Genomic DNA, 22524 nt, shown 5'->3' on the forward strand with positions numbered 1-22524 from the left:
CTCGGATCTTTGATCGTCGCCGGGTCTCAGAAGCGGGTGATGACGGAGCGAATGCCCTCGCCATGCTTGAGCTGCTCGTAGGCGGCGTCGATCTCGTCTAGCGCGATTTCCTGGGTGACGATTTCATCGAGCAGAAGCCGCCCGTCGACATACATGTCCGCGTAATAGGGAATGTCGCGCTTGAGGTGGGTCGAGCCCATCGACACCGGCTTGATCGTTTTGTGCCCGAGCAGCATCTCCATCGAGGTCGGCAAGGTGATCGCAGAGCCAGGCTTCCCCATGCCCACCAGCATGGTCGTGCCGCCCGGGCGCGTGGCTTCGACGGCCTGCTGTTGCGTTGCCGGAAGGCCGATCACCTCGAACGCATAATCGACGCCCGTCCCGGTGATCGCGCGGATCGCTTCTATAGGATCGGTCTTGCCTGGGTTGACGACGTGGGTTGCGCCGAAGCGCTGGGCGCGCTCCAGCTTGGCGTCGACGAGATCGACGGCGACGATGATGGACGCCCCCGACAGCCGGGCGGCGTTGATGGCGTTCAGACCGACGCCGCCTGTTCCGAATACGGCGACGCTATCCCGAGGTCTGACCTGCGCGCTGTTGATGACGGCGCCCGCGCCCGTGACTGTGCCGCAACCCAGCACAGCCGCTTGAGGAAATGGAATGGTCTTGTTGACGACGGCGAGCTGGTTTTCATGCACCAGGACCTGTTCCGCGAAACCGCCGATGCCGACGAACTGGTAGACAGGTCCATCAGGGCCGGAAAGCCGCGGCGATGCGTCAGGCGCGCGCAATGTGGCGTCTGGATTGGTGCATTCGAACGTCCGGCCGCCAAGACAGGCGATGCACCTGCCGCAGAACTGGATCAGGCAGGCCACGACATGATCGCCGACGGCGATGTCCGTCACCTGCGGCCCCACCTGAAGCACGACGCCCGCCACCTCGTGACCGAGGACGGCCGGCAGAGGCAGGCCAAAATCCGACTCTGACATGGTGAGGTCGGTATGGCAGAGCCCCGACGCCCTGACCTCGACCAGAACCTCTCGACCCTTGGGTTGATCGATCTCGATCTCCACGACGGTGAAGCCCTGGCCCGGCCCCTTGCAGATGGATGCTTTCACGATGGTTCCTCCTGACTAGCGTTCAAGATCGTTGAACCGGTTGCAGGACCCCGAACCATCGGGCCATTCTCCTGCAGCAGATTGTCAGGAGATGATCTGGCAAGCCCCGCAGGGGTCTTTTAGCCCGATCTTGTCTAATTATTGCCCGATCCCGTCGCGCACGCTGTCCGTTGTGAACGACGACAGAGGCAAGTTCGCCACCGGAACAACCGCCGCCCAGCGCGACGGATGCTCCTCGCCATGAGCCAGCATCATCCGCACCGCACGATCGCGGACGTCAGATGAAAACTAGTTGGTCGTCTTGCCCATCGGGCTCACTCCTACTCAGGAGTTGGAGCCTCCGGGAAAACCGGCGCGGTTCAGTCCTGTCGCGTGGGCAGGCGCAAAAACGCTACAGAATGAAGGTGACGCCCAGGTAGAGGTTCAGGGCGGTGTCCCGTTTGGGGTAGAAGGACGGATTGAAGACCACGCCGGCGCCGGGTTGCAGGAAGACACCGGGCTTGAGACGGTAGGCGTAGCTGCCGATCACCGACACCGTATGGTCGTCGCTCTCTCCGGTCGGGGCGATGGCGTCCAGACCGGGGCGACCCAGGCCGTTATAGCTCGCAACCACGGACGCCATGTCGAAGGGACGGTTGGGCAGCAGCCCGATGCCGTAAACACGGCCCTCATAGTAGTTCGTGAACAGGTTCTGCTCGTCCGGGGCGTAGTTGACGGTGAAGCCGATCTTCGCGGAGTTTGGCCGCGTCGATATTCTCTGCAACAACGCCGGCGTCACGATGCGGCCTTTCCGGGCGATCTGGGAAGCCGACATCCGTGATTATCGCTGGATGATGGAGATCAACTATTTCGGCGTCGTGCACGGCGTGCTGGCGTTCCTGCCTCGCATGATGACCCAGACGGGCCACCGGCACATCGTCAACACCTCGTCGATGGTGACGCTGGAAGAGGTGCCGGGTCATGCGATGTACGGAGCGTCGAAAGGCGCGGTCGACGCCTTCTCGGACGCGCTCCGCGCTGAGTTGAAAGACCACGCTCAGGATATCGGCGTCACCATCCTGTATCCTGGCTATGTGCCCACACGTATCGGGACCAGCGAACGGCTCCGGGACGCCGCCGACCGATCCGACGCGCGAGGCGTGACGCCCTATCCCTTCACCTTGCCTCCGCGCGCGCACAATGCGCCGGTCGCGGCCGAGAGCGTAGGGGCGATGGTGATCGAGGCGATCGAGCAGAACCGTCCCTACTGTCTCACCCATCCCGCACCCGTCGATACGCTTTCCCGCCGCCTCGAGGACTGGCGCGCCGGGCACAACCCCTCGCTCGTCCAGGCCGAAGGTCCGGGCGACACCAACAAGGCCGACGCATGATCTGGACTGACATCGATAACAAGCTGACGAACGCGGCCTTCTTCGCCGGGCCGGGCTACCATGACCTGTTCACCCACCTACGGGCCGCCGAGCCCGTCCGGTGGACCGACAGCGCGAACTATGGTCGCCCCTTCTGGTCGGTGACCAAATATGCGGACTGCCTGCGCCTGCTTGAAGAGCCCGAGCTGTTCAGCAACCAGTTGGGGCCGCACCTGCCGCCCTCCGGCCGCGAGCTGACGGCGGAAGAACGCTACGCCATGGGATTTGACGTCCAGCTCGTGGCGCAGGACCCACCGATCCACATGCAAAAGCGACGCCCGTTCAACAAGTACTTCAGCGTGCCGTGGGTCTCTAAGTGGGATCAGCAGTGCGAAGAGATCGTCGACGACATCCTCGCCAATATCGCTGAAAAGGGCGAGGCGGAGCTGGTCGAGGATATTGCCGCCCAGTTGCCGGTGAACCTGTTCCTGTCGCTGATGGGCATTCCCAAATCGGATTGGCGGCATCTGCGGGACATCACTGTCACCATGCTGCACGCCCAGGATCCCGAGCATAACGCGGGCAAGGACGCCAGCGCAGTGGAAGTGTCCGCCTTCGCGCAACTCTACGATTATCTTGCCGCCCATACGAGCTCGCGTCGTGGCAAGAAGACCGAGGACTTCGCCTCGCTGATCGCCAATATCGAAGTCGACGGCAAGCTTCTGGACCCGCGTGACGCCGCCTGGATGTCCTTCTCGGTGGTGGCGGGGGGGCTCGAAACCACCCGGAACGCCGTCGCTATCGGGATGATGGAACTGATGGCCCGCCCGGAACAGTCCCGACTGATCCCGGGTAACGCCGCCGTCGCGAAGAGCGCCACCGAAGAAATCATTCGCTGGGTCACCCCGTCGAAAAATCGGCTGCGCATGGCGATGGCGGACTGTCAGATCGGAGACAAGTCGATCAAGAAGGGCGACTGGGTGGTCGGCTGGGTCGTTTCAGCCAACCGCGACGAGGACGTCTTCCCCGACGGCCAGGTGTTCGACATCCACCGCACCCCAAATCGGCATCTGGGCTTCGGCGATGGCGAACATCTGTGCCTGGGCCGCAACGTGGCGCGTCTCGAAATCCAGATTCTGCTCGATAGAATCTTCGGCGCCTTCCCGGACATCCACGCAGCCGGCGAGGCCGAATGGGTAGCCTCGACGAACACCGCGGGGCTGAAACGCCTCCCGGTCAGATTTACCCCCAGAAACCCCGCCGAAGTTCGCACCACGAGCAAGGCGGCGGCCTGAAAGTCTAGAGATGGTTCAAGTACATATTATCGACGCCAACGGAGAAACCCGAACTCTGGAGGGGCGCGATGGACAAGATCTGATGTCCCTCGCCGTCAATAATGACGTGGCGGGCATCGTAGGAGAGTGCGGCGGTGATCTCAGCTGCGGCACGTGTCATGTGCACGTCGAGCGGGAGTGGATGGAGGCTGTCGGGCCGGCCGGCGCCGACGAGCACGATATGCTCGAGGTCGTCGAGGATCTGCAGCCGAACAGCCGTCTCTGCTGTCAGCTGACCTTGTCGCCGGCTTTGAATGGTTTGACCGTCCGGGCGGCCGCCAACTCATGACGAGAGGGCCGCGATCAGAATCTTCGACCTACGCGGACATTGTTATTGTCGGCGCCGGTCATGCCGGGGCGCAGTTGGTCTTTTCGCTGGCGCAGAACAACTACGCGGGCTCGGTCATGCTGATCGGCGACGAGCCGCATCAACCCTACGAACGCCCGCCCTTGTCCAAGGCCTATCTCAAGGGCGACTTGGATCGCGCGGGTTTGGCCCTGCGTGAGCCGGCCTACTGGGGCGCCGCTTCCGCCGTGTTGCGTCTCGGTCAGCCTGTCGTGGCCGTCGATCCGCAAACCCGCTCGGCAACCCTCGGGAATGGCGAAATCGTAGGCTACGGCGACCTGGTCTGGGCGGCGGGTGGTCGCGCACGACGATTGCCCCTGCCTGGCGCGGATTTGGACGGGGTGGTCTATCTCAGGGACCTGGCCGACGCGGACGATCTGGTTGAGCGGCTATCGCCGGATCGCAAGGTCTGCATTATCGGCGGAGGCTACGGCCCGGATGGGGCAGGACGACCTGTCCGTCGTTGACGAGAACCTGCGGGTCCGCGGGGTCGACGGGCTTCGCGTCGTCGATGCGTCGGTCATGCCGGTGGTCGTCTCGTGCAACACCAACCCCGCCTCCATCATGATCGGCGAGAGAGCCGCAGATCTCATTCGAGGAAAGGTCCTGCCCCCAGCCGAGGTGCGACCGACCAACCAAGTCAGAGAGAAAGCCTATGCTTAAGTTTGACGAGAACTACATCGACGGCGCCTGGGTGAAGTCGCGGGGCGCACGTCGCCACGATCTCATCAACCCGGCCATTGAGAGCAAGATCGGCGAGGTCTGGATGGGGGACGCCCTTGATGCTGATGCGGCCGTCGCCGCTGCGCGTCGAGCGCTGCCGACCTATTCGCGCTGGACTGTCCAGGACCGGGCCGCCCTGCTCGACCGCATTGCGCAGTGCATGGAGGCGCGCGCCGAGGCGTTGGCGCGCGCTGTGTCCGAGGAAATGGGTTGCCCGGCCTGGCTTGCCGAAAGCGCGCAAATCCCCCTGGCCATCGCGCATGTGCGCATAGCGGCAGAGCATGCGCGCACTTTCGAGTTCAACCGTCCAATGGGCTCCACGATGGTTCGGATGGTCCCGATCGGTGTCTGCGCCCTGATCACGCCTTGGAACTTCCCGGTTTCAACGATCACTTGCAAGGTGGCTCCAGCCTTGGCGGTGGGCTGCACCATGGTGCTGAAGCCCTCGGAGTTTTCGCCCATCTCTGCGCGCCTGTTCGCTGAGATCTTGCACGAGGCCGGCGCGCCTGAAGGGGTGTTCAACCTGGTGTTCGGTGACGGAGAGACTGTCGGTACGGCGATCTCCAGCCATCCTGATGTCGACATGGTCAGCATTACCGGATCCACCCGAGCCGGCGTCGCGGTCGCGCAAGCCGCCGCGCCGACCATTAAGCGGGTCCATCAGGAACTGGGCGGCAAGAGCGCCAACGTCATCCTGCCCAGCGCAGATATCAAGGCGGCGGTGACGCGTGGCGTGAAGATGCTGATGATCAACGGTGGGCAGGGGTGCTCATTGCCGTCGCGGATGCTCGTGCCCAAGGCTCAGATGGATCTTGTGAGGGAAGCGGTCGCCGAGGTCGCCGAGGCGATTCAGCCGAGCGCGCCTGGCGGAAAGGGCTATATTGGACCCGTCGTCAACGCTTCGCAGTTTTCGCGCATTCAAGCCCTGATCGAGAAGGGCGTGGCCGAAGGCGCGACCGCCCTGATCGGCGGTCCTGGCCGACCCGATGGCTTGGAGACCGGATTCTATGTCCAGCCGACGGTGTTCGCCGACACGACGCCGGATATGACGATCGTTCGAGAAGAAATCTTCGGTCCCGTGCTGGTGCTTCAGGCTTATGACGATGTCGACGAGGCCATCGCTCTGGCGAACGACACAGACTACGGGCTCGCGGCCTATGTCGAGGCCGGAGATCTGGAAGAGGCGATCTCGGTCGCTGACCGACTGGTCGCCGGTCAGGTGATCGTGAACAGTGCGGCTCCCGACCTCGCCGCGCCATTCGGCGGGGTCAAGCATTCGGGCAACGGTCGAGAATATGGACCTTACGGCCTGGAGGCTTTCGTGGAAGTCAAATCGATCATCGGCTTCGACCCCGAGGCTGCCGCGTCCTCACCCCTGACCATCCACGCCTGAAGCTGACGTCTCTTAGGCCAGAACTGTCACGTCGGCTCAACCCACCCAGGCTACTGCTCGAGCCATCGCTCAATCCCATTTTGCGCGACCCCTCGACACGAAGGACAAGGTCGAGGCCCACCTCAAGACCGGGATCCACCAGGCCAAAGCGGCTCGGTTATTCTCCTTCGGGTGCGACCTCGACCTGCAGGCCGTCCAAGTCGGGATTGAAGCCGATCTGGCATGACAGGCGCGAGGTCGTCTTTCGAACGTCGGACGCTTCAAGCAGTTCGTCTTCATCTTCGCCGGGGGCGCCGACCGCTTCGTACCAGCGCTCATCGACATAGACGTGGCAGGTCGCGCAGGCGCAGGCGCCGCCGCAAATCGCCAGGAGTTCGTCAGAGCCGCTGTCGCGAATGACCTCCATCAGGGAAAGCCCTGGCTCGGCGGAAATTCGCGATGCCTCGCCGTTTCGTCCGATCACGATGACATGGTTCACTGGTCTGTGTCCTTGAAAGAGGTGGGGGTTGATCAGCCCACGCGGGCGAAGCCGGTTTGTCCGCCGCCGTCGATCACGAGCGTCTGGCCCGTGATCCATCCGGCGTGATCCGAACAGAGGAAGGTTGCGGCCGAAGCCATGTCTTGCAGATCGCCCAAGCGCTGCATCGGATAGTCCTGGGCGTATCGCTGGCCTTCTGGATCGTCGGTAAACATCACGGCGTTGAAATCGGTCTTGGTCAGGCCCGGCGCTATGGCGTTGACGCGAGCTTTCGGGCCAAGTTCGGCGGCATGCTGGCGGGTAAGATGCATCAGCGCCGCCTTGCTGACGTCATAGACGCCATGATCGACGCTGGTCCAAAGTCCTCCGACCGACGCCACGTTCAGGATCGCGCAACCGCCTTCTCCGTCGCGCATCGCGGCGCGCCATACGGCTTGCGTCCATAGCAATGGGGCGGTGAGGTTGACTTGGAGGGTCTTGTTCCACCTGGCCAGATCGACATCGACGGTCAGTCCGACATAGGGGTTGGTGGCGGCGTTGTTCACCAGAATGTCGATGCGGCCTTGGGCTGCAACGATCTTGCGCGCCACATCCGCCGCCGCCTGTTCGTCTCCGACGTTGGCGGCGATCCAGGCGCAACCGTGGCCTATATCGGCGGCCGCCTGCGCGCAGACCTCGGCCTTGCGCGAAACGATGGTGACGCACGCGCCCGCCTTCGCGAGCGCGGTCGCGATCGCCTTGCCGATGCCGCGCGATCCGCCGGTGACGATGGCGGTCCGGCCGGTCAGGTCCACGATCATGACGAATATCCCGCGACGGTTCCAGGCGCGCTGAAGCTGTCGAGGCTGTCGTGATCGTCGATGGCGGTGGTGATCCGCCTGATCAACTCGTACGTCATCTCGTCGCGCTGAGAATTAGGTTGAAACAGAGGATGACAGAGGGTCTGCGTCCACATGGCCAAGGCGTGGAAAAGCTGTTGCTGATAGCGGAGGACGGCATCCGTCGGATCGATGCCCGCATTCCACTTGTCGTTCATGCGCGCGACATAGCGGGCGATCAGCGCGCGGTCCCAGGCGCGTCGATCCTCGATCTTCAGAGCGCTGGACAGGGCGTAGCTTAGATCGCGCGCCCAATGACCCTGTGAAATGCATTGCCAGTCCAGAAGACCCATCGGGCCTTCCGGGCGCCGATACCAGTTGCCGATGTGCACGTCGGAATGAAGGACCGTTCTCTTGGCTGCGCCGCGAGCGTGGAGCGAAAGTCCCTTCAGCGTCGCAGGCCAGATTTCATTTCGGCGGTCCAGCAGGCGGGGTGGTATGACGTGCGCGGCCTTGGCGATCGCACGCCGGCTGTTGTGGTCGAGCTGCACCTTCTCGATACCGGCTCGGAACCAGTCGTCATAACCGAGCAGCCAGCGCCAATCCTGATCCAGACGCGCGTCGCCCAGAAGCGGACCGTGGTAGTCCGCCAACAGATTCACCATGCTTTCGGCGGAACCCAGATCGATCAGGGTGCGCTCGTCGCAAAACTCCGTACGGCCTGAGGCAGCGACGTCCTCGATGACGTGGATGGCCGCGAAGGTCTCGCGATCGGAGGCCGAATAGTAGCAATGCGGCGTATCGATGGAGAGGTGCGGCCTGATGCGGGTGTAGAACAGCATCTCGTAACGGGCATGGCCCATGAAGCCGACCAGCATCCGCGTGAGGAATGTCGGCAGGGTCTTGGTGAACACAGAACCCGGCAATGCGGGATCTCGCTCACCCAGTTCGTTATAGCTTAGGATCAACGCGCGTCGCTCGTGCGTCCCTCGGCTTCCCGCGCCGAAACGGAACGAGAGGACTCGCGCTCCGGGGCTGTCGCGGCACAGAACATCCGTGAGCCACGCGCAGGTGAGTTCGCTCAACGATCCGGGTATTTCCTTGGCGACATGAACATGGCGATGGCGGATGCGAGCGCGCAATAGGTCGCTGGCGACCTTCGCGGACGCCTGAACAGTCTTGGCCGCCGCGCCAGCGCGCATTCGTCAGTCCCCGCCGTCATGGCCCGAGAGGGTTCAGGCGGCGTCGAGACTAAGGCGAGGAAGGGTCTGAGGGTGTCCCTTGCGCGAGGGACGGCCCGGATTCCTAAATCCGCTATTGTTGCTGATGGTCGCCATTTGCATATAGTGGAGACCTTGAACCGGCTCATCATAAGAAGGCTGGTCACATTTATTGGGGAGAACGGCTTTGTTATCAACAAGCTTGACGGCCTGTTCTACGACCGCGCTGGACGGGACGCAGCCGATCGCGGGCGTTTTGCCGATGAGTGTGATAGGAGCGATCGGAGAGCAGGCGTTTGCCGGCCGGCTTCTGGATTTTCTGTCCGAGACCTGTGGAGCTGAACATTTTGCGGCTTTCCTGTTCGATCAGGGAAGACCCAATGAGCTGTTGTCGAGCAGCCTTGACGGCACGGACACGGCGCACCGACAGACCAATCTCTATCTCAATGGCCAGCACTGGCGGCGCGACCCCACGATGATCGAGGCCCGCAAGGCCATGAGCGACGGTGGATCGGGGCTTTACCGGATGAATGTTCAGGGCCTGCCCCACAACGAGCTGCGGGACCTGATCTACGGCAGCAAGCAAATCTGCGAGCGCGTGTTGATGGTGGGCAAGACCGAACACGCCACCATTGGACTAAGCCTGCTTCGATCTCATAGCCGGGGCGCGTTTTCGAACGCCGAGCTTGATGGATTGACCAAGGCGGCGGCGACGCTCTTGACGCTGGTCGATCGCCACGCCCGGTTCAGCTTTCCCCGGTTCGATCTGTCGATTTCGCTGACGTCTCTGGGTGAAATCGAAGAGGCGATCGCCGCCGCGCAAGAGAGTTTCCCGCGCCGGGAAGCCGAGGTCTGCGCCCGAATTCTCTATGGCGTCGCCACAGCCGGGATCGCCTCCGATCTCGGGATCGGCGAGGAAACCGTCATGACCTATCGCAAGCGAATCTATCAGCGTCTCGCCATCGGCAGCCAGCGCGAGTTGCTGGTCTGGTATCTGCGTCAATGGAGCCAGGTGCGCGGCTGCCTCGCGTCGTCGGCGTCCGGACAGCCGCTGGTTCACTGACGGTCCCCTTTCGGGGGGATAGTCCGCACGCGAGTCCGCGATAGGGTGCGATATCCGATGGGTGGTTGGGATCGCTGGGTGGCTTGGCTTTGACGGACGCGGATTATTTCGTCGACAAGACGGTCCTGGTGACAGGGGCCGCTTCAGGCATCGGCCTGGCTGCGGCGGCTGCCTTCGCCCGTCTGGGCGCCGCTGTCTGTGTAAACGACCGGACGTCCGACGCCGTGGGCGTCGTTGTCGATGATCTTGTTTCGAAGGGATATCGAGCGTCGGCTGCTGTCGCGGACGTCACCGATCCAGAAGCCGTTGATCAGGCGGTGGCGACGGTTGTCGAGCGTCATGGAAAGATCGACGTGCTCGTGAACAGCGCGGGTGTGTTCTACCACGGACCCGCCGCAGACGTATCGGCGGAGGCGTGGCGTCGGGTCATCGCGGTCGACCTGGACGGCGTCTTTTTCTGGTCGCAAGCAGCGGCGCGACACAGCATGTTGCGCCAGGGCGAGGGGGCGATCGTCAATGTGTCCTCGCTGGCCGGCTTGGTAGCTGGACCGGGGTCCGCGCCCTACACCGCCGCCAAACACGGCGTCGTCGGCCTCACCAAGGCGCTGGCTGTCGAATGGGGACCTTGCGGCATTCGCGTCAACGCCGTTTGCCCGGGGCTGACGGAGACGCCCATGGTCGTCTCGGCCTGGGAAGGGCGCGCTGACGCCTATGCCCAACGCCTCGCCCGTATTCCTCTTGGTATCGCGGCGAAACCGGACGACCAGGCGGATGCGATCGTCTTCCTGGCGTCCCATCGGGCGCGGTCCGTCAACGGACTGATCATGAATGTCGACGGCGGAACGGCGGCCTTGTCGTCCGGCTATGCGGCGACCGCGCAGAAACAATGACACCCAACATCGAAAGAGTCTGACGTGACCGACACAAACCTGGACAAGTTGAACCGCTTTGGAAAGGCGGCGGTTTTCGCCAAGGACGCCGACGACGCGCTCAAGATTCAGCAGTCCCTGCTGCATGAAGACTTCGAAATCATCGAGGCGCCGGGTCTTCCCTATGGCGGGACCTACCGCGGTCTCAAGGGTTGGGGCGATTTGATCGCGACGATCAAAACGATTTGGAATCCGGTTCGCGTCACGCCGCTATGGACCATCGGCGATCCGAATGGCGACCAGTTCGGAAAAATGTATCGCGTGAGCGGCGCATCCTCGGTCACCGGCAAGACCTTCGACACCACCATCTTCGAACTGTGGGAATTCAAGGACGGAAAGATCATCCGTACACGTCCCTATTACTGGGACACACACGAGCTTAACGCCTTGCATAAGGCCTGAGGCATGACTGTGACTTATGACAACAGGGTGGCCATCGTCACGGGGGCAGGCGGCGGTCTGGGGCGCGAACACGCGATCCTGCTGGCCCGTCATGGCGTCTCAGTGGTGGTCAACGACATCGGCGCGCACCCGGAAACCCAGGCGCCAATGGCCGATCGCGTCGTGGACGAAATCCGCGCGTTTGGGGGAAAGGCCGTCGCCAACTACGACAGCGTGGACACCGCAGTCGCTGCGCAGCGGATCATAGCCACCGCAATCGATGCGTTCGGAAGGCTGGACATTCTGGTGAACAACGCCGGGATTTTGCGCGACAGGTCGTTCGCCAAGGTGGAGCTGGCCGATTTCGAACTGGTCCTGCGCGTCCACCTCATGGGAGCGATCTATTGCACCCATGCCGCCTGGCCGCATCTGATCGAGCAGAAGCATGGACGGGTCATCCTGACGACTTCGGTCGCCGGCCTCAATGGCAACTTTGGCCAGTCGGCCTATGGCGCCGCCAAGATGGGTATGATCGGCCTGATGAACTGTCTCGCTCTGGAGGGGCGCAAGAGCAATGTGCTCATCAACGCCGTATCGCCCGGCGCGCAGACCCGTATGACGGAGGCCGTCAATCCAGCGCATCTGGTCCCCTATCTGGACCCTGCCCTTATCTCGCCCATGGTCGCCTGGCTCGCCAGCGACGAATGCAATGTGTCAGGCGAAATTTTCTGGGCGGCAGCGGGCGGATTCGCTCGGTACCATTACTTCGAGACCGAAGGCGTTCAGTTTGATCCGTTGGCTTCGGTGACGCCGCAGATGGTGGCCGAGTCCATCGACACGATCCGCGATTTGAAGAGGCCCATTCCCAGCGTGCCGGGATCCTTCGGACGGTTCGAAGAGCGTCTTCGCGCCGTCGGTCGTTGGGACGCGCCCGAATGAGGATGTTCGGCGCTGCTTCTGAACTGGCCGACGCCATCGGAGAAACCTTCGGTCCCGGGTCATGGTTGACGGTCGATCAGGAGATGATCAGCGCCTTCGCCGACCTGACCGGCGACCGCCAATGGGTTCACACCGATCCTGATCGCGCCGCGCGCGAGATGCCCGGCGGCAAGACGATCGCTCACGGATATCTGCTGCTCTCCCTCCTGGGACGGCTGATCCCCGAACTCTATTCGGTTCAGGCTCGTACGGTCCTGAACTATGGCGTCGACAAGCTGAGGTTCCTGGCGCCCGTCCCGTCTGGCGCACGGATCCGGGCGCGGGTCAGCCCGAAAGCTTGTGACGCCGTTTCCAACGGTGCGCGCGTCACTTGTGAACTCGCCATCGAGATCGAGGGCTTGGAAAAACCGGCGCTGATCGCGAGCTATATCTTTCTCTATCTCGATTGAGGTCCGCGATGAGTCTGAACGGCGCCGCCTATGTGGCGGGAGCATTCGAACACCCGACCCGCAAGGCGATCGGCAAGACGATCGCCCAGTTGCATGCCGAGGTGGCGAAGGGAGCCTTGGACGACGCCGGCCTCAGTCTGTCCGACGTGGATGGCTATTTCTGCGCCAGCGATGCGCCTGGCCTCGGCGCCTTGTCGATGGCGGAGTATCTGGGTATCCGGCCGCGCTACGTCGACAATACGAACACCGGCGGATCGGCCTATATCCTGGCCGTCGGCCATGCGGCCCAGGCCATCGCGACGGGGAAATGCTCCGTGGTTCTGATCACCATGGCCGGCATGCCGCGCATGGGGCAATCGGTGGGCGGCGAAATCGCCTACATGAGCGATCCCGCGGCGCCCGACGTGCCCTACGAACTACCCTTCAATCCCGCCACCGTGGGTCTCTACGCGCTCTCAGCCGGGCGTCACATGCACCAGTTCGGCACCACGAGCGAGCAGCTTGCATGGGTCAAGGTTGCGGCGTCAGAACACGCCCGACACAACCCCCACGCCATGTTGCGGGATGTCGTGACCGTGGATGATGTGCTGGCGTCGCCGATGATCGCCGACCCCCTGCACAAGCTGGACTGCTGCGTCACGAGCGATGGGGGCGGCGCGCTGGTGATCGTCAGCCCGGAAGTCGCTCGCCGCCTGGCGCGCCCCATGGTCAAGCTTCGCGGCGCCGGCGAGGCCATCAGCTATCTTGATGCGGCATCGCCCGACATCACCACATCTGCGGCGGCCGTCTCGGGTGAGATCGCCTTTAAAGAGGCGGGGGTCAAGCCGACGGACATCCAGTACGCTTCCCTCTACGACAGCTTCACGATCACCGTGATCGTGCAGCTTGAAGACCTCGGCTTTTGTCCCAAGGGGCGGGGCGGACGTTTCGTGGCCGACGGGGGGCTCATATCGGGGATCGGTTCCCTGCCGGTGAATACGGACGGCGGCGGGCTCTGCAACAATCACCCTGCCTTCCGAGGCGGGATGCCCAAGATGATCGAAGCCGTTCGACAACTGCGGGGGGAGGCGCATCCGGCGGTTCAGGTTCCGAACTGTGGTCTGGCGCTCGTCAACGGTCTGGGGGGCTACCTTCCCACCCGGCATGGCGCGGCCACCGTCATTCTGGAAAGAATCTAGCCATGGGTGAAGTCATCGACGTGAATGCTCCGGCTTGGCTGTCGCCGGAGGGCGCTCTGTTGATCGGTCGGGATACGGTGACCGGATCGGCGTTCTACCCGCCGCGCCCCCTGGCGCCGCGAACGCTCAACGTCGCCGACGCCGTGGCCGCATCGGGCAAAGGGCGCATCTATGCCTTCAGCGCCGTGCGTCGCATGGGACCGGACGTTTTTGTGCTGGCCATGGTCATTCTGGAGGAGGGGCCAACGCTTCTGACGCGCATCGTCGATTGCACGCCGGAAACCATAGTCATCGGCGCGGAGGTCTCAATGGTCGTTCGGGACCTCGGTGGAGCCCCTGCGCCTTGCTTCGCTCTGCTGACGTGACCGCCGAACCGTCGATCCTCCATCGCCGCGAGGGCGACATGGCGGTCCTCACATTGAATCGGCCCGATGTGCTGAACGCCTTCAGCCTCGAGATGGTCGATCGGCTCTTGGAGTTGCTGCAGCAGGTGCGAGCAGACGGGTCTCGCGCTCTGCTGATCAATGCATCTGGGCGTGCCTTTTGCACGGGGGCCGATCTGAGGGATCCGTGCGCCCGAACCCCACGCGTGCTGGAGAGCCATTTCAATCCGCTGATCCAGATGATTTTCGCCTTGGAGCTTCCGGTCGTCGCAGCGGTGAATGGCGCCGCGATAGGCATCGGTTGCTCGTTGGCGCTGTGCGCCGATCTTGTCCTTGCCGGCCGGTCGGCCTTTTTCCAGCAGTCTTTCGCTAACGTGGGGCTGGCGCCTGACGGAGGTGCGACCTGGGTCCTTCCCCGGCTCATCGGGCGCGCGCGCGCTAACGCCATGTTGCTGACTGCCGAGCGGACGCCTGCGGATTTGGCCGAACGCTGGGGCCTGATTTACCGCGCGGTGGACGACGAGGCGCTGCTCGACCGCGCCCTTGAAGCCACGGAACGGTTCGCGACAGGTCCCACCCGCGCCTATGCGCTCATCCGCCAAGGCGTTCATTTCGCGCAAGACGCGACGTTGGAAGACGCCCTTGCTCAAGAAGTTCGTAGTCAGGACGCGGCGTTCTTGACCCAGGACCATGCGGAAGCCGTGGCGGCCATTATGGAGCGACGCATCCCGCAGTTCAGGGGATGTTGAGCCGGACGTCTTCCACAGCCATACGGCGCCCTTCTGTCGCAGACGTCTGAATGGCCTGAATGAGCTGGTGTGTCTTCACGGCGTCGGCAAAGGTCGGGACGTCTCCGATGTGACGGGTCAGCTGGCTGTGAAGCGCAGCATAGGCGTTCGCCACGGTGAAGGCATGGGATGACGGCGGGACATCGAAATCCTGCATGAAGTCGGGTTCGGGCATCGGGGCCAGACCTTTCGCTGCGTCGCGCGCGCCTGAAAGCGTGACCTGGCCATACTGAAGATGGCCGTTGCCGCCCGATATCCAGAGTTCGCCTTCGTCGCCCAGGATTTGCCAGTTGAAGTTCGGGCCGCGTGATGCGCCTCCCCGGAAATGAAATGCGGCCACGACGCCGTCCTGCAGTTCGCCATGCACGGCGACCTGGTCGGGCGCCGTGGCTTTGATACGATCACCCCCGGGAATGACCTCCACCAGCGGGCGCCGAACGGCGAGCGTGGCCGACACGTTTTGGAACGGGGTCAACGCCCACTGCACCAGATCCACAGTGTGTCCGAAGGGGATCGTCAACATTGTCGCCCCTGTCGAGACGTCGTTGAGATAGACGCCTGAAGGATAGGTGACGCCGCCCCATGGTCGTCCGCCGTCCGCGACAATCGTTGTGGAGAGAACGCGACCGACATAGCCGCTGGCGATCAGATCTCGGACCTGGCGCAGAACCGGGGCGGAGCGCGCCTGAAGCCCGACGAAGTTCGCGACGCCTCTGTCTGCGGCCAGCCGCTCCAGATAGATCGCTTCATCCAGGCCGTTCCCCAGGGGCCACTCGCAATAGACAGCCTTGCCCGCGCTGATCGCGGCTTCCGTCAAGGATTTGTGTTCCGGAACTTTGACGGCGATCACGATCAAGTCGATATCGGGACGGTTCGCCAGGACGTGGGGGTCGTCAGTGTGAAAGGCGACGTTGTGCTTCTCGCCTGCGGCGCGAGCTGCCTCCGGCGAGGATCCACAAAGGCCCCTGACCTCATATCGTGAACCCAGCGCCCGCAGCGCGGGCAGGTGGGCGTTGGCGGCCCATCCCCCATTGGCGCTCAATCCGATGATCCCCACGCCGACGGTCGCTGACATCTGCATTTCCCTTTTGAATAAGAAGCATAGCCGATGCCGGCCCGTATCCTATCCCGGGCGGGAGGGACCGCCGCCTAAGTCGACCCTCAGGCTGGTCCCCAAGCAAAGGGACAGACCGGAGGCCTGCGGAAGCCAATGATCGGGTGATAGACTGGCTGCCTCAGGCGGGGAAGCAAACGCTGATCGCCGCCTCCGCCAATCATTTGGGAGCCATTGATGATGACCGACGCTCTGGAGGTCCGCGCGGAACAGCCGCCAGCGTTCGCCACCGATCCTTACGGCCTCGAGGTGCTTGAGGCGCCCTATGCATTCCAGGCTGCGTTGCGGGACGCCGGTCCAGTCGTGAGGATTGCGGAGCATGATATCTACGCCGTGGGTCGCCACGAGGAAGCCAAGTCTGTTCTGACGGACCATAGCCGCTTCATGGCTGGCGCCGGGATCGGGCTTCAGGACATTCGCAAGCCTGGCAATTTTCGTATTCCCAGTCGTTTGCTGGAGAACGACCCGCCTGATCACACCGCCATTCGCACGGTCGTCAACCGCATCCTCAGTCCTCTCGTCATCCGAAAAGCCAAGGATGATGTGAAGCAGGAGGCCGAGGCCGTCCTGGACGGTCTTCGCGACCGCGAAGCGTTCAATGGCGTTGATGATCTGGTCGAGGCCTATGTTCTGCGCGCCTTTCCCAAGGTTGTCGGCGTACAGTTGCCGCGCACCGAGACCCTCGCGATCGGCGAGATGCGCTTCAACCAGTCGGGTCCGCCCAACGCTCTTTATCATCGGGCCATCGCCAATGCGCAGCCCTATCTCGAGTGGTTTGAGGAAAGCTGCTCACGCGCCAAGGTGGCTTCGGGATCCATTTCGGACCTCCTGTTCGACGCCGAGGATGCGGGTTCGCTTCCAGAAGGCGTCGCTTCGAACATTGTCCGCTCGTTTGTCGGCGGGGGAACGGATTCGACCATAAGCGGCCTGGGCACGACGGTGCGTCATCTCGCCCAGGACCCCGACCAATGGGCGATTCTGGCGGCGGACCCTTCCAAGGTGAAAACCGCGCTCGACGAAGGCATCCGCATGGAGGCGCCGTTCCAGGTCACCTACCGCACTACGCGCGGTCCGACCGAGCTGGCGGGTTTCGCGCTGGAAGGAGACGCCAAGATCGGCGTCTTCCTGGGTGCGGCCGGCCGCGATCCGCGCAAGTGGGAGAACGCCGACCGCTTCGACCTGACCCGTCGATCCGCTGGCGTCCACCTGTCCTTCGGCACGGCCGACCACGCCTGCATCGGCCAGATGCTGGCCCGGCTCGAAGCGGAGGCGCTCCTGGCCGAGATGGTCAGCCGCATCGAGACGATCGAACTGGCGGGCGAGCCGATCTTTCGGCCGATGAACCAACTAAGGACGCTGGATTCCCTGCCGCTACGGGTTGTGTGGAAATAACCACCCCCCTTCTGAAACACGGAAACGCCCGCGGAGCGATACCGGTGCGCGGGTTGGATAAGGACTGACGTCTTGACGCTCGCCGCCTCGCCTGACTTGGCCCCGATGCTGTCTGGTCTCCGGGTTCTGGAGATCGGTCACTTCGTGGCTGCACCGTTTTGCACGCGTCTTCTCGCCGACCTCGGCGCCGATGTCATCAAGATCGAACCGATCGCCGGCGACCCGGTGCGCAAATGGGGCGCACAGGTCGATGGGGCCAGCCTCTGGTGGTCCGTCCATGGGCGAAACAAGCGCAGCGTCGCCATGGACCTGAAGTCTGAAGAGGCCAAGGGTCTGGTGCTGGACCTGGTGGAGTCCTGCGACGTCGTCGTCGAGAACTTCCGCCCTGGGCAATTGGAGCGGCTGGGTCTGGGACCCGACGCGCTGAGGGCGCGGCGACCCGGGCTGATCATCGCCAGTATTTCCGGCTACGGCCAGGACGGCCCCTATCGCAACCGTGCGGCCTTTGGCGTGATCGGGGAAGCGATGGGAGGACTTCGTTATCTCACGAACGATGCGCCAGGCGATCACGACCGACCGCCTGTCCGTGTCGGTGTCAGCATCGGCGACTCGATCGCAGGCCTTTACGCCGCTTTCGGCGTGATGGCGGCGCTCTGGGCCCGGGACAAGCCGGGCGGCGATGGGGCGGGACGAACGCTCGACGTCGCCCTGACCGAGTCCGTCTTCAGCATGATGGAGGCCATGCTGCCCGAATATGGCGCCCTTGGGCGTGTGAAACGGCCGACAGGGGGGGCGATCGCCACCGCTGCGCCTTCCAACGCCTATCCGACCGCCGATGGCGACTGGGTGCTGATCGCGGCGAACTCCGACCCTCTCTTCGCCAAACTCGCCGCCCTAATGCACCAACCCGAGCTGGCCACAGATGCGCGGTTCATCGACAATCGCGCCCGCGTGGCCAATGCGGTCGATCTGGACACGCTGATCTCGGACTGGTCGCAACAGACCGGGGCGCCCGAATTGCTGGCGCGCCTGGAGGCGGCGGACGTGCCAGCCTGCAAGGTCTATACTGCGGCCGACTGCGCGGCGGATGAACAGTTCCGGTTCCGGGGCATGGTGCGGGAGGTGGCGGATCCATTGTTTGGATCTGTTCTTCACACCGGCATCGTGCCGCGCGTCGTGGGGACCGCGGCGGACATTCGCTGGCCTGGACCGAGCATCGGCGCACATACCGATCAGGTGCTCACGGATGTCGCCGGCCTTTCGGCGGATAGGATCGCGACCCTTCGCGAACGGGGGGTGGTGGCGTGAGCGCTGATGTGACCCTGGTCGAGGTGGGCCCCCGCGACGGCTTTCAGGCTGTCGATCCCTTCATTCCGACAGATCGCAAGATCGCGCTGATCAAGGCGCTTTACGCCGCCGGGATGCGTCGGATCGAGGTCGGCTCCTTTGTAAGCGCTACGGCGCTGCCGCAAATGGCCGATGCCGAGGCCGTCTGGTCGGCCGCGTGCGATCTTCCCGGTCTGGATCCCCAAGTCCTGGCGCCGACGCTTCGTCAGGTGGAGCGTGCGATGGCGGCGGGCGTGGATCACGTCGGCTTTGTCCTGTCCGTGTCCGAGTGGCACAATCTGAACAACGTCCGGCGCATGCCCCTCGAGTCGGTCGCGGAATTTGCCCGGATCGTGGACGTGGTTCGGGCTGGTGTCCGTCTGCGGGTCAATGTGGCGACGGCTTTCGACTGCCCCGAAACCGGACTTGTGGAGGAGGACGCGACTCTGGCGCTCCTTGACGCCCTGGTCGGTCTGCGGCCCGATGCGGAGTTCACGCTGTGCGACACGACCGGGCGCGCCCGGCCCGACCATGTGCGACGTCTCTTCAGCCGCGCGCAGGAACGCTTTCCCCAGGCCGCGTCCTGGACCTTTCACGGCCACGACACCTATGGCGTCGGCGTGGCGAACGTTCTGGCGGCGTATGAAGCGGGCGTGCGCACCTTCGACGCATCCATCGCCGGCCTTGGCGGGTGCCCCTTTGCGCCCGGCGCGACGGGAAATGTCGCCACGGAAGACGTCGTCTGGACGTTCGAGGGCATGGGGCGCCGCACGGGAGTCGATTTCGATCGTCTTCTTCCTGTCGCCGCAGAGATTGTAGCGCTTCCCGGGGCGGAAACCGGCGGAAGGGTCCGCACCGCCATATCGCGCCGCGACGCCTGCAGGGCGGCCTGATGACAAAGCCGCGGACCCTGTTCGAGAAGATCTGGGACGATCATGCCGTCGATGAACTCGGCGACGGTCTGACGCTGCTCTACATCGACCGGCATCTGGTCAATGAAGTGACCAGCCCGCAGGCTTTCGAGGGGCTGCGGGTCAACGGTCGTTCGGTCCGCCGTCCCCAGAACACCATCGCGGTGGCCGACCACAATGTCCCGACGACGGACCGCCGCGCGGGCATCCAGGATCCCGAAAGCCGGCTGCAGGTTGAGACGCTGGAGGCGAATGTCCGGGAGTTCGCCGTTCCTTATGTGCCGCTGGATAGCGCCAGCCAGGGGATCGTGCATATCATCGGTCCCGAGTTGGGCCTGACCCTGCCCGGAATGACGATCGTCTGCGGGGATAGTCATACGTCCACCCACGGCGCTTTCGGCGCTCTGGCGTTCGGCATCGGAACCTCGGAAGTCGAGCATGTGCTGGCGACCCAGACCCTGGTCGAGCGCAAGGCCAAGACGATGCTGGTCAAGGTCGACGGCCGGGCCCCGGTCGGCGTCACCGCAAAGGACATCGTGCTGAGCGTCATCCAGGCCGTGGGGACTGCGGGCGCCACAGGCCACGTCATCGAATACGCCGGCAGCGCGATCCGCAGCCTGGACATGGCGGGCCGAATGACGGTCTGCAACATGTCGATCGAAGCGGGGGCCAGAGCGGGCCTGATCGCCCCGGACGACGTCGTGTTCGACTATCTGAGGACATGCCCGCATGCCCCCAAGGGCGGCGATCTAGAACGCAGCATCGCCCGATGGCGAACCCTGGCCTCGGATGCGAACGCCGTGTTCGACGCCGGGGTGACCTTGGATGCTTCGCAGTTCGAACCGATGGTCACCTGGGGCACGACGCCCGAGGCGGTGGTGGCCGTGGGCGGACGGACCCCCGAAGTGTCGGCGCTCGCGGATGAGGCGTCCCGACAGCAGGTCGAGCAGATGCTGACCTATATGGGTCTTGATCCCGATAGCCCGCTCTGTGGCCTTCCCATCGACGTCGCCTTCATCGGCAGCTGCACGAACGGCAGGCTGGAAGACCTTAGAGCGGCTGCGTTGGTCGCGCGGGGGAGACGGATCGCGCCAGGCGTTCGGGCGCTGGTGGTGCCGGGGTCCGGTCTGGTCAGAGCCGCCGCCGAACAAGAGGGCCTGGATCGCGTCTTCATCGAGGCCGGGTTCGAATGGCGCGAGGCGGGTTGCTCCATGTGTCTGGGCATGAATCCTGATCGGCTTCAGCCTGGAGAGCGCTGCGCCTCCACGTCTAACCGGAACTTCGAGGGACGGCAGGGCCCCGGCGGCCGCACTCATCTGATGTCGCCCGCCATGGTGGCCGCCGCCGCGGTGACCGGCCGGATCGTGGATGTCAGGACGATGCTCTCGTGACCCCCTTCACCACCCTGAGCGGGGTCGCGGCCCCCCTGCCGATCACCAATATCGACACCGATAAAATCCTGGCAGGACGTTTCCTGAAGACCATCAAGAGAGAAGGATTGGGCGAGGCGTTGTTCGATTCCATGCGACGCCACCCGGATGGCGCGCCTCGTGTGGACTTCGTCCTTAATCAGCCGCCTTACGACCATGCGGTCTTCATCGTGGCGCTCGACAATTTCGGGTGCGGGTCGAGTCGCGAACATGCACCCTGGGCGCTGGCCGATTTCGGCGTAAGATGCATCGTTGCGCCAAGCTTCGCGGACATCTTCGCCAATAACTGCAGCAAGAACGGTATTTTGCCGGTGGTTCTCACCCGCGCGGATATCGACTGGCTGATCGACCGTGTCAGCAAACCCGAGACCGCCGTCCTGGCCGTCGATCTACCGGAGCAGACGCTGCAGGCGGGCGACCGACGCTTCGCCTTCGACATCGCGCCCGGAGCCAAGAAACGGCTTGTCGAAGGGCTGGACGAAATCGGCGGCACCCTGCGCCTATTGCACCGGATCGAGGCCTTCGAAACCGGCCGGCAGGCGGAGGCCTATCGCTTCCCGTCGACGTCGACGGCGGTTTCAGGGCTCCGGCGTCGTCCCGCCGGATAGGGACTGCGGCCCTCCGGCGTCTTGGCCAAACTCCCATCCAGCAACTGAACGCCGCCTGGATAGGGACCCGCCCACATGACCACGCCAGCCGACGGCCGCGAGAAGCGGGCCAATCCGGGGTTGACCCCGCTTATGCTGAATCACGCCGCATGGGTGACGCATGATGTGGAGGCGACGGCGGACTTCTACACCCGCATCATGGGCATGGAACTGGCCAGCACCGTCTATGGTGCGCGAGTGCCATCGACCGGCGACGATCTGCCTTACTTCCACATCTTCTTCAAAATGCGGGACGGATCGACGATCGCCTTCTTCGAGGTGCCGGGGCTGCCCGCGCGTCCCGCAGTGACGCATGCAGCGTACAACATCTTCGATCACTTCGCGATGGAAGTCGAAAGTCCTGAGGAGGTTGATCGCTGGCACGCCTGGCTGGCGAGCAACGCCATAGAAGTCGTTGGCCCAACCAATCACGACGGTCTGATCTACAGCATCTACTTCAAGGATCCGAACGGCATGCGTCTGGAGATCACCACGCCCCTGGACTTGGAATGGAACAGTCACTGCGATCAGGCCAAGGCGGATCTGGATATGTGGAACGCCGCGAAACGAGACGCCGTGGCCGCCGGCGGAAGTATTTCTCAGTTCATGATCGACGTAATAAAGAAAAAAAAATCGACCAAAAGTCTCGAGTAAAGAGACCATCATCAGATGGACTAGAAATAAAACCAATAATAACAACCGGGGAGAGTGTAACATGAGAAGCATATTGGCGGGTGTATCCGTCATTGCCCTGTCGTCAGTCTTCGGAACGGCGGCATTGGCCCAGACCACGACCGCGGCGTCAGCGCAAACGG

Annotated in this window: 25 protein-coding genes and 1 pseudogene; 20 read left to right on the forward strand and 6 right to left on the reverse strand. The window is 63.5% G+C overall.

The window, feature by feature from the left end:
* Positions 1 to 26 precede the first annotated feature (26 nt).
* Positions 27 to 1118 carry a Zn-dependent alcohol dehydrogenase gene (locus P0Y50_07660; protein WEK41470.1) on the reverse strand — a complete coding sequence of 364 codons (1092 nt, stop codon included), beginning with the start codon at positions 1116 to 1118 and terminating at the stop codon, positions 27 to 29.
* Between the two features lie 391 nt (positions 1119 to 1509).
* The gene (locus tag P0Y50_07665) at positions 1510 to 1881 is read right to left on the reverse strand and encodes a carbohydrate porin (GenBank protein WEK41471.1); all 372 of its coding nucleotides are present in this window, start codon (positions 1879 to 1881) and stop codon (positions 1510 to 1512) included.
* Between P0Y50_07665 and P0Y50_07670 the strand changes: the two genes are divergently transcribed.
* The 6 genes and pseudogenes from P0Y50_07670 (at position 1835) to P0Y50_07695 (ending at position 6263) form a co-directional block, all read left to right on the forward strand.
* Positions 1835 to 2488 carry an SDR family NAD(P)-dependent oxidoreductase gene (locus P0Y50_07670; protein WEK41472.1) on the forward strand — a complete coding sequence of 218 codons (654 nt, stop codon included), beginning with the start codon at positions 1835 to 1837 and terminating at the stop codon, positions 2486 to 2488. The two genes, P0Y50_07665 and P0Y50_07670, sit on opposite strands and share 47 nt — an antisense overlap.
* Complete coding sequence (locus P0Y50_07675) at positions 2485 to 3762, forward strand: cytochrome P450 (GenBank protein ID WEK41473.1); 1278 nt, start codon at positions 2485 to 2487, stop codon at positions 3760 to 3762. Before P0Y50_07670 ends, P0Y50_07675 begins: the two co-directional genes overlap by 4 nt.
* A 10-nt stretch (positions 3763 to 3772) precedes the next feature.
* Positions 3773 to 4090: a 2Fe-2S iron-sulfur cluster-binding protein gene (locus P0Y50_07680; GenBank protein ID WEK41474.1), complete on the forward strand. Its 318-nt coding sequence runs from the start codon at positions 3773 to 3775 to the stop codon at positions 4088 to 4090.
* On the forward strand, positions 4087 to 4614 hold the full coding sequence (locus P0Y50_07685; GenBank protein WEK41475.1) for an FAD-dependent oxidoreductase: 528 nt from the start codon (positions 4087 to 4089) through the stop codon (positions 4612 to 4614). Before P0Y50_07680 ends, P0Y50_07685 begins: the two co-directional genes overlap by 4 nt.
* Positions 4577 to 4810: pseudogene (locus P0Y50_07690) on the forward strand (GMC oxidoreductase). The gene P0Y50_07685 and the pseudogene P0Y50_07690 overlap by 38 nt, the downstream one beginning before the upstream one ends.
* On the forward strand, positions 4803 to 6263 hold the full coding sequence (locus P0Y50_07695) for an aldehyde dehydrogenase family protein (GenBank protein ID WEK41476.1): 1461 nt from the start codon (positions 4803 to 4805) through the stop codon (positions 6261 to 6263). Before P0Y50_07690 ends, P0Y50_07695 begins: the two are co-directional and overlap by 8 nt.
* 157 nt (positions 6264 to 6420) lie before the next feature.
* Here the strand turns inward: P0Y50_07695 and P0Y50_07700 are convergent, their stop codons facing one another.
* Genes P0Y50_07700 through P0Y50_07710 form a run of 3 tightly spaced genes read right to left on the reverse strand, consistent with a single transcriptional unit; the run spans position 6421 to position 8761 of the window.
* Positions 6421 to 6741 (reverse strand): 2Fe-2S iron-sulfur cluster-binding protein, encoded by a 321-nt coding sequence (locus tag P0Y50_07700; protein WEK41477.1) that lies wholly within the window; start codon positions 6739 to 6741, stop codon positions 6421 to 6423.
* A 32-nt stretch (positions 6742 to 6773) separates the two neighbouring features.
* Positions 6774 to 7541 (reverse strand): SDR family oxidoreductase, encoded by a 768-nt coding sequence (locus tag P0Y50_07705; protein ID WEK41478.1) that lies wholly within the window; start codon positions 7539 to 7541, stop codon positions 6774 to 6776.
* Entirely contained in the window at positions 7538 to 8761 is a 1224-nt protein-coding gene (locus P0Y50_07710) for a phosphotransferase (protein ID WEK41479.1), read from the reverse strand. Before P0Y50_07710 ends, P0Y50_07705 begins: the two co-directional genes overlap by 4 nt.
* A gap of 280 nt (positions 8762 to 9041) precedes the next feature.
* On the opposite strand from P0Y50_07710, the gene P0Y50_07715 reads away from it, so the two are divergent.
* The 8 genes from P0Y50_07715 (at position 9042) to P0Y50_07750 (ending at position 14850) form a co-directional block, all read left to right on the forward strand.
* On the forward strand, positions 9042 to 9842 hold the full coding sequence (locus tag P0Y50_07715; GenBank protein ID WEK41480.1) for a helix-turn-helix transcriptional regulator: 801 nt from the start codon (positions 9042 to 9044) through the stop codon (positions 9840 to 9842).
* A gap of 89 nt (positions 9843 to 9931) precedes the next feature.
* Entirely contained in the window at positions 9932 to 10732 is an 801-nt protein-coding gene (locus tag P0Y50_07720; GenBank protein ID WEK41547.1) for an SDR family NAD(P)-dependent oxidoreductase, read from the forward strand.
* Between the two features lie 24 nt (positions 10733 to 10756).
* On the forward strand, positions 10757 to 11173 hold the full coding sequence (locus P0Y50_07725) for a nuclear transport factor 2 family protein (protein WEK41481.1): 417 nt from the start codon (positions 10757 to 10759) through the stop codon (positions 11171 to 11173).
* 27 nt (positions 11174 to 11200) lie between these two features.
* Positions 11201 to 12091, forward strand: a complete 891-nt coding sequence (locus tag P0Y50_07730) for an SDR family NAD(P)-dependent oxidoreductase (protein WEK41482.1) — start codon at positions 11201 to 11203, stop codon at positions 12089 to 12091.
* 2 nt (positions 12092 to 12093) lie between these two features.
* A complete protein-coding gene (locus P0Y50_07735) occupies positions 12094 to 12540 on the forward strand; it encodes a MaoC family dehydratase (protein WEK41483.1) in 447 nt (148 codons plus the stop codon).
* 8 nt (positions 12541 to 12548) lie between these two features.
* On the forward strand, positions 12549 to 13718 hold the full coding sequence (locus P0Y50_07740) for a thiolase domain-containing protein (GenBank protein ID WEK41484.1): 1170 nt from the start codon (positions 12549 to 12551) through the stop codon (positions 13716 to 13718).
* Positions 13719 to 13720: 2 nt separating this feature from the next.
* Positions 13721 to 14083 (forward strand): OB-fold domain-containing protein, encoded by a 363-nt coding sequence (locus P0Y50_07745; GenBank protein WEK41485.1) that lies wholly within the window; start codon positions 13721 to 13723, stop codon positions 14081 to 14083.
* Positions 14080 to 14850 (forward strand): enoyl-CoA hydratase-related protein, encoded by a 771-nt coding sequence (locus P0Y50_07750; GenBank protein WEK41486.1) that lies wholly within the window; start codon positions 14080 to 14082, stop codon positions 14848 to 14850. The genes P0Y50_07745 and P0Y50_07750 overlap by 4 nt, the downstream gene beginning before the upstream one ends.
* On the opposite strand, the gene P0Y50_07755 is transcribed toward P0Y50_07750, so the two are convergent.
* On the reverse strand, positions 14837 to 15946 hold the full coding sequence (locus P0Y50_07755; protein ID WEK41487.1) for a Gfo/Idh/MocA family oxidoreductase: 1110 nt from the start codon (positions 15944 to 15946) through the stop codon (positions 14837 to 14839). The genes P0Y50_07750 and P0Y50_07755 overlap by 14 nt on opposite strands.
* 234 nt (positions 15947 to 16180) lie before the next feature.
* Here P0Y50_07755 and P0Y50_07760 point away from each other — a divergent pair, with 234 nt between their 5' ends.
* From P0Y50_07760 to P0Y50_07785, 6 genes are all read left to right on the forward strand, one after another.
* Complete coding sequence (locus P0Y50_07760) at positions 16181 to 17395, forward strand: cytochrome P450 (protein WEK41488.1); 1215 nt, start codon at positions 16181 to 16183, stop codon at positions 17393 to 17395.
* 105 nt (positions 17396 to 17500) lie between these two features.
* A complete protein-coding gene (locus P0Y50_07765) occupies positions 17501 to 18703 on the forward strand; it encodes a CoA transferase (protein WEK41489.1) in 1203 nt (400 codons plus the stop codon).
* An 8-nt stretch (positions 18704 to 18711) separates the two neighbouring features.
* The gene (locus tag P0Y50_07770) at positions 18712 to 19614 is read left to right on the forward strand and encodes a hydroxymethylglutaryl-CoA lyase (GenBank protein ID WEK41490.1); all 903 of its coding nucleotides are present in this window, start codon (positions 18712 to 18714) and stop codon (positions 19612 to 19614) included.
* A complete protein-coding gene (gene leuC / locus P0Y50_07775; GenBank protein WEK41491.1) occupies positions 19614 to 21023 on the forward strand; it encodes a 3-isopropylmalate dehydratase large subunit in 1410 nt (469 codons plus the stop codon). Before P0Y50_07770 ends, leuC begins: the two co-directional genes overlap by 1 nt.
* Complete coding sequence (leuD, locus tag P0Y50_07780; GenBank protein WEK41492.1) at positions 21020 to 21670, forward strand: 3-isopropylmalate dehydratase small subunit; 651 nt, start codon at positions 21020 to 21022, stop codon at positions 21668 to 21670. The genes leuC and leuD overlap by 4 nt, the downstream gene beginning before the upstream one ends.
* A 75-nt stretch (positions 21671 to 21745) precedes the next feature.
* The gene (locus P0Y50_07785; GenBank protein ID WEK41493.1) at positions 21746 to 22363 is read left to right on the forward strand and encodes a VOC family protein; all 618 of its coding nucleotides are present in this window, start codon (positions 21746 to 21748) and stop codon (positions 22361 to 22363) included.
* The last annotated feature ends 161 nt before the right edge of the window (positions 22364 to 22524 follow it).

Origin of the sequence: Candidatus Brevundimonas colombiensis, from assembly GCA_029202665.1 — a bacterium.
In the GTDB taxonomy this organism is placed as follows: Bacteria; Pseudomonadota; Alphaproteobacteria; order Caulobacterales; family Caulobacteraceae; genus Brevundimonas; species Brevundimonas colombiensis.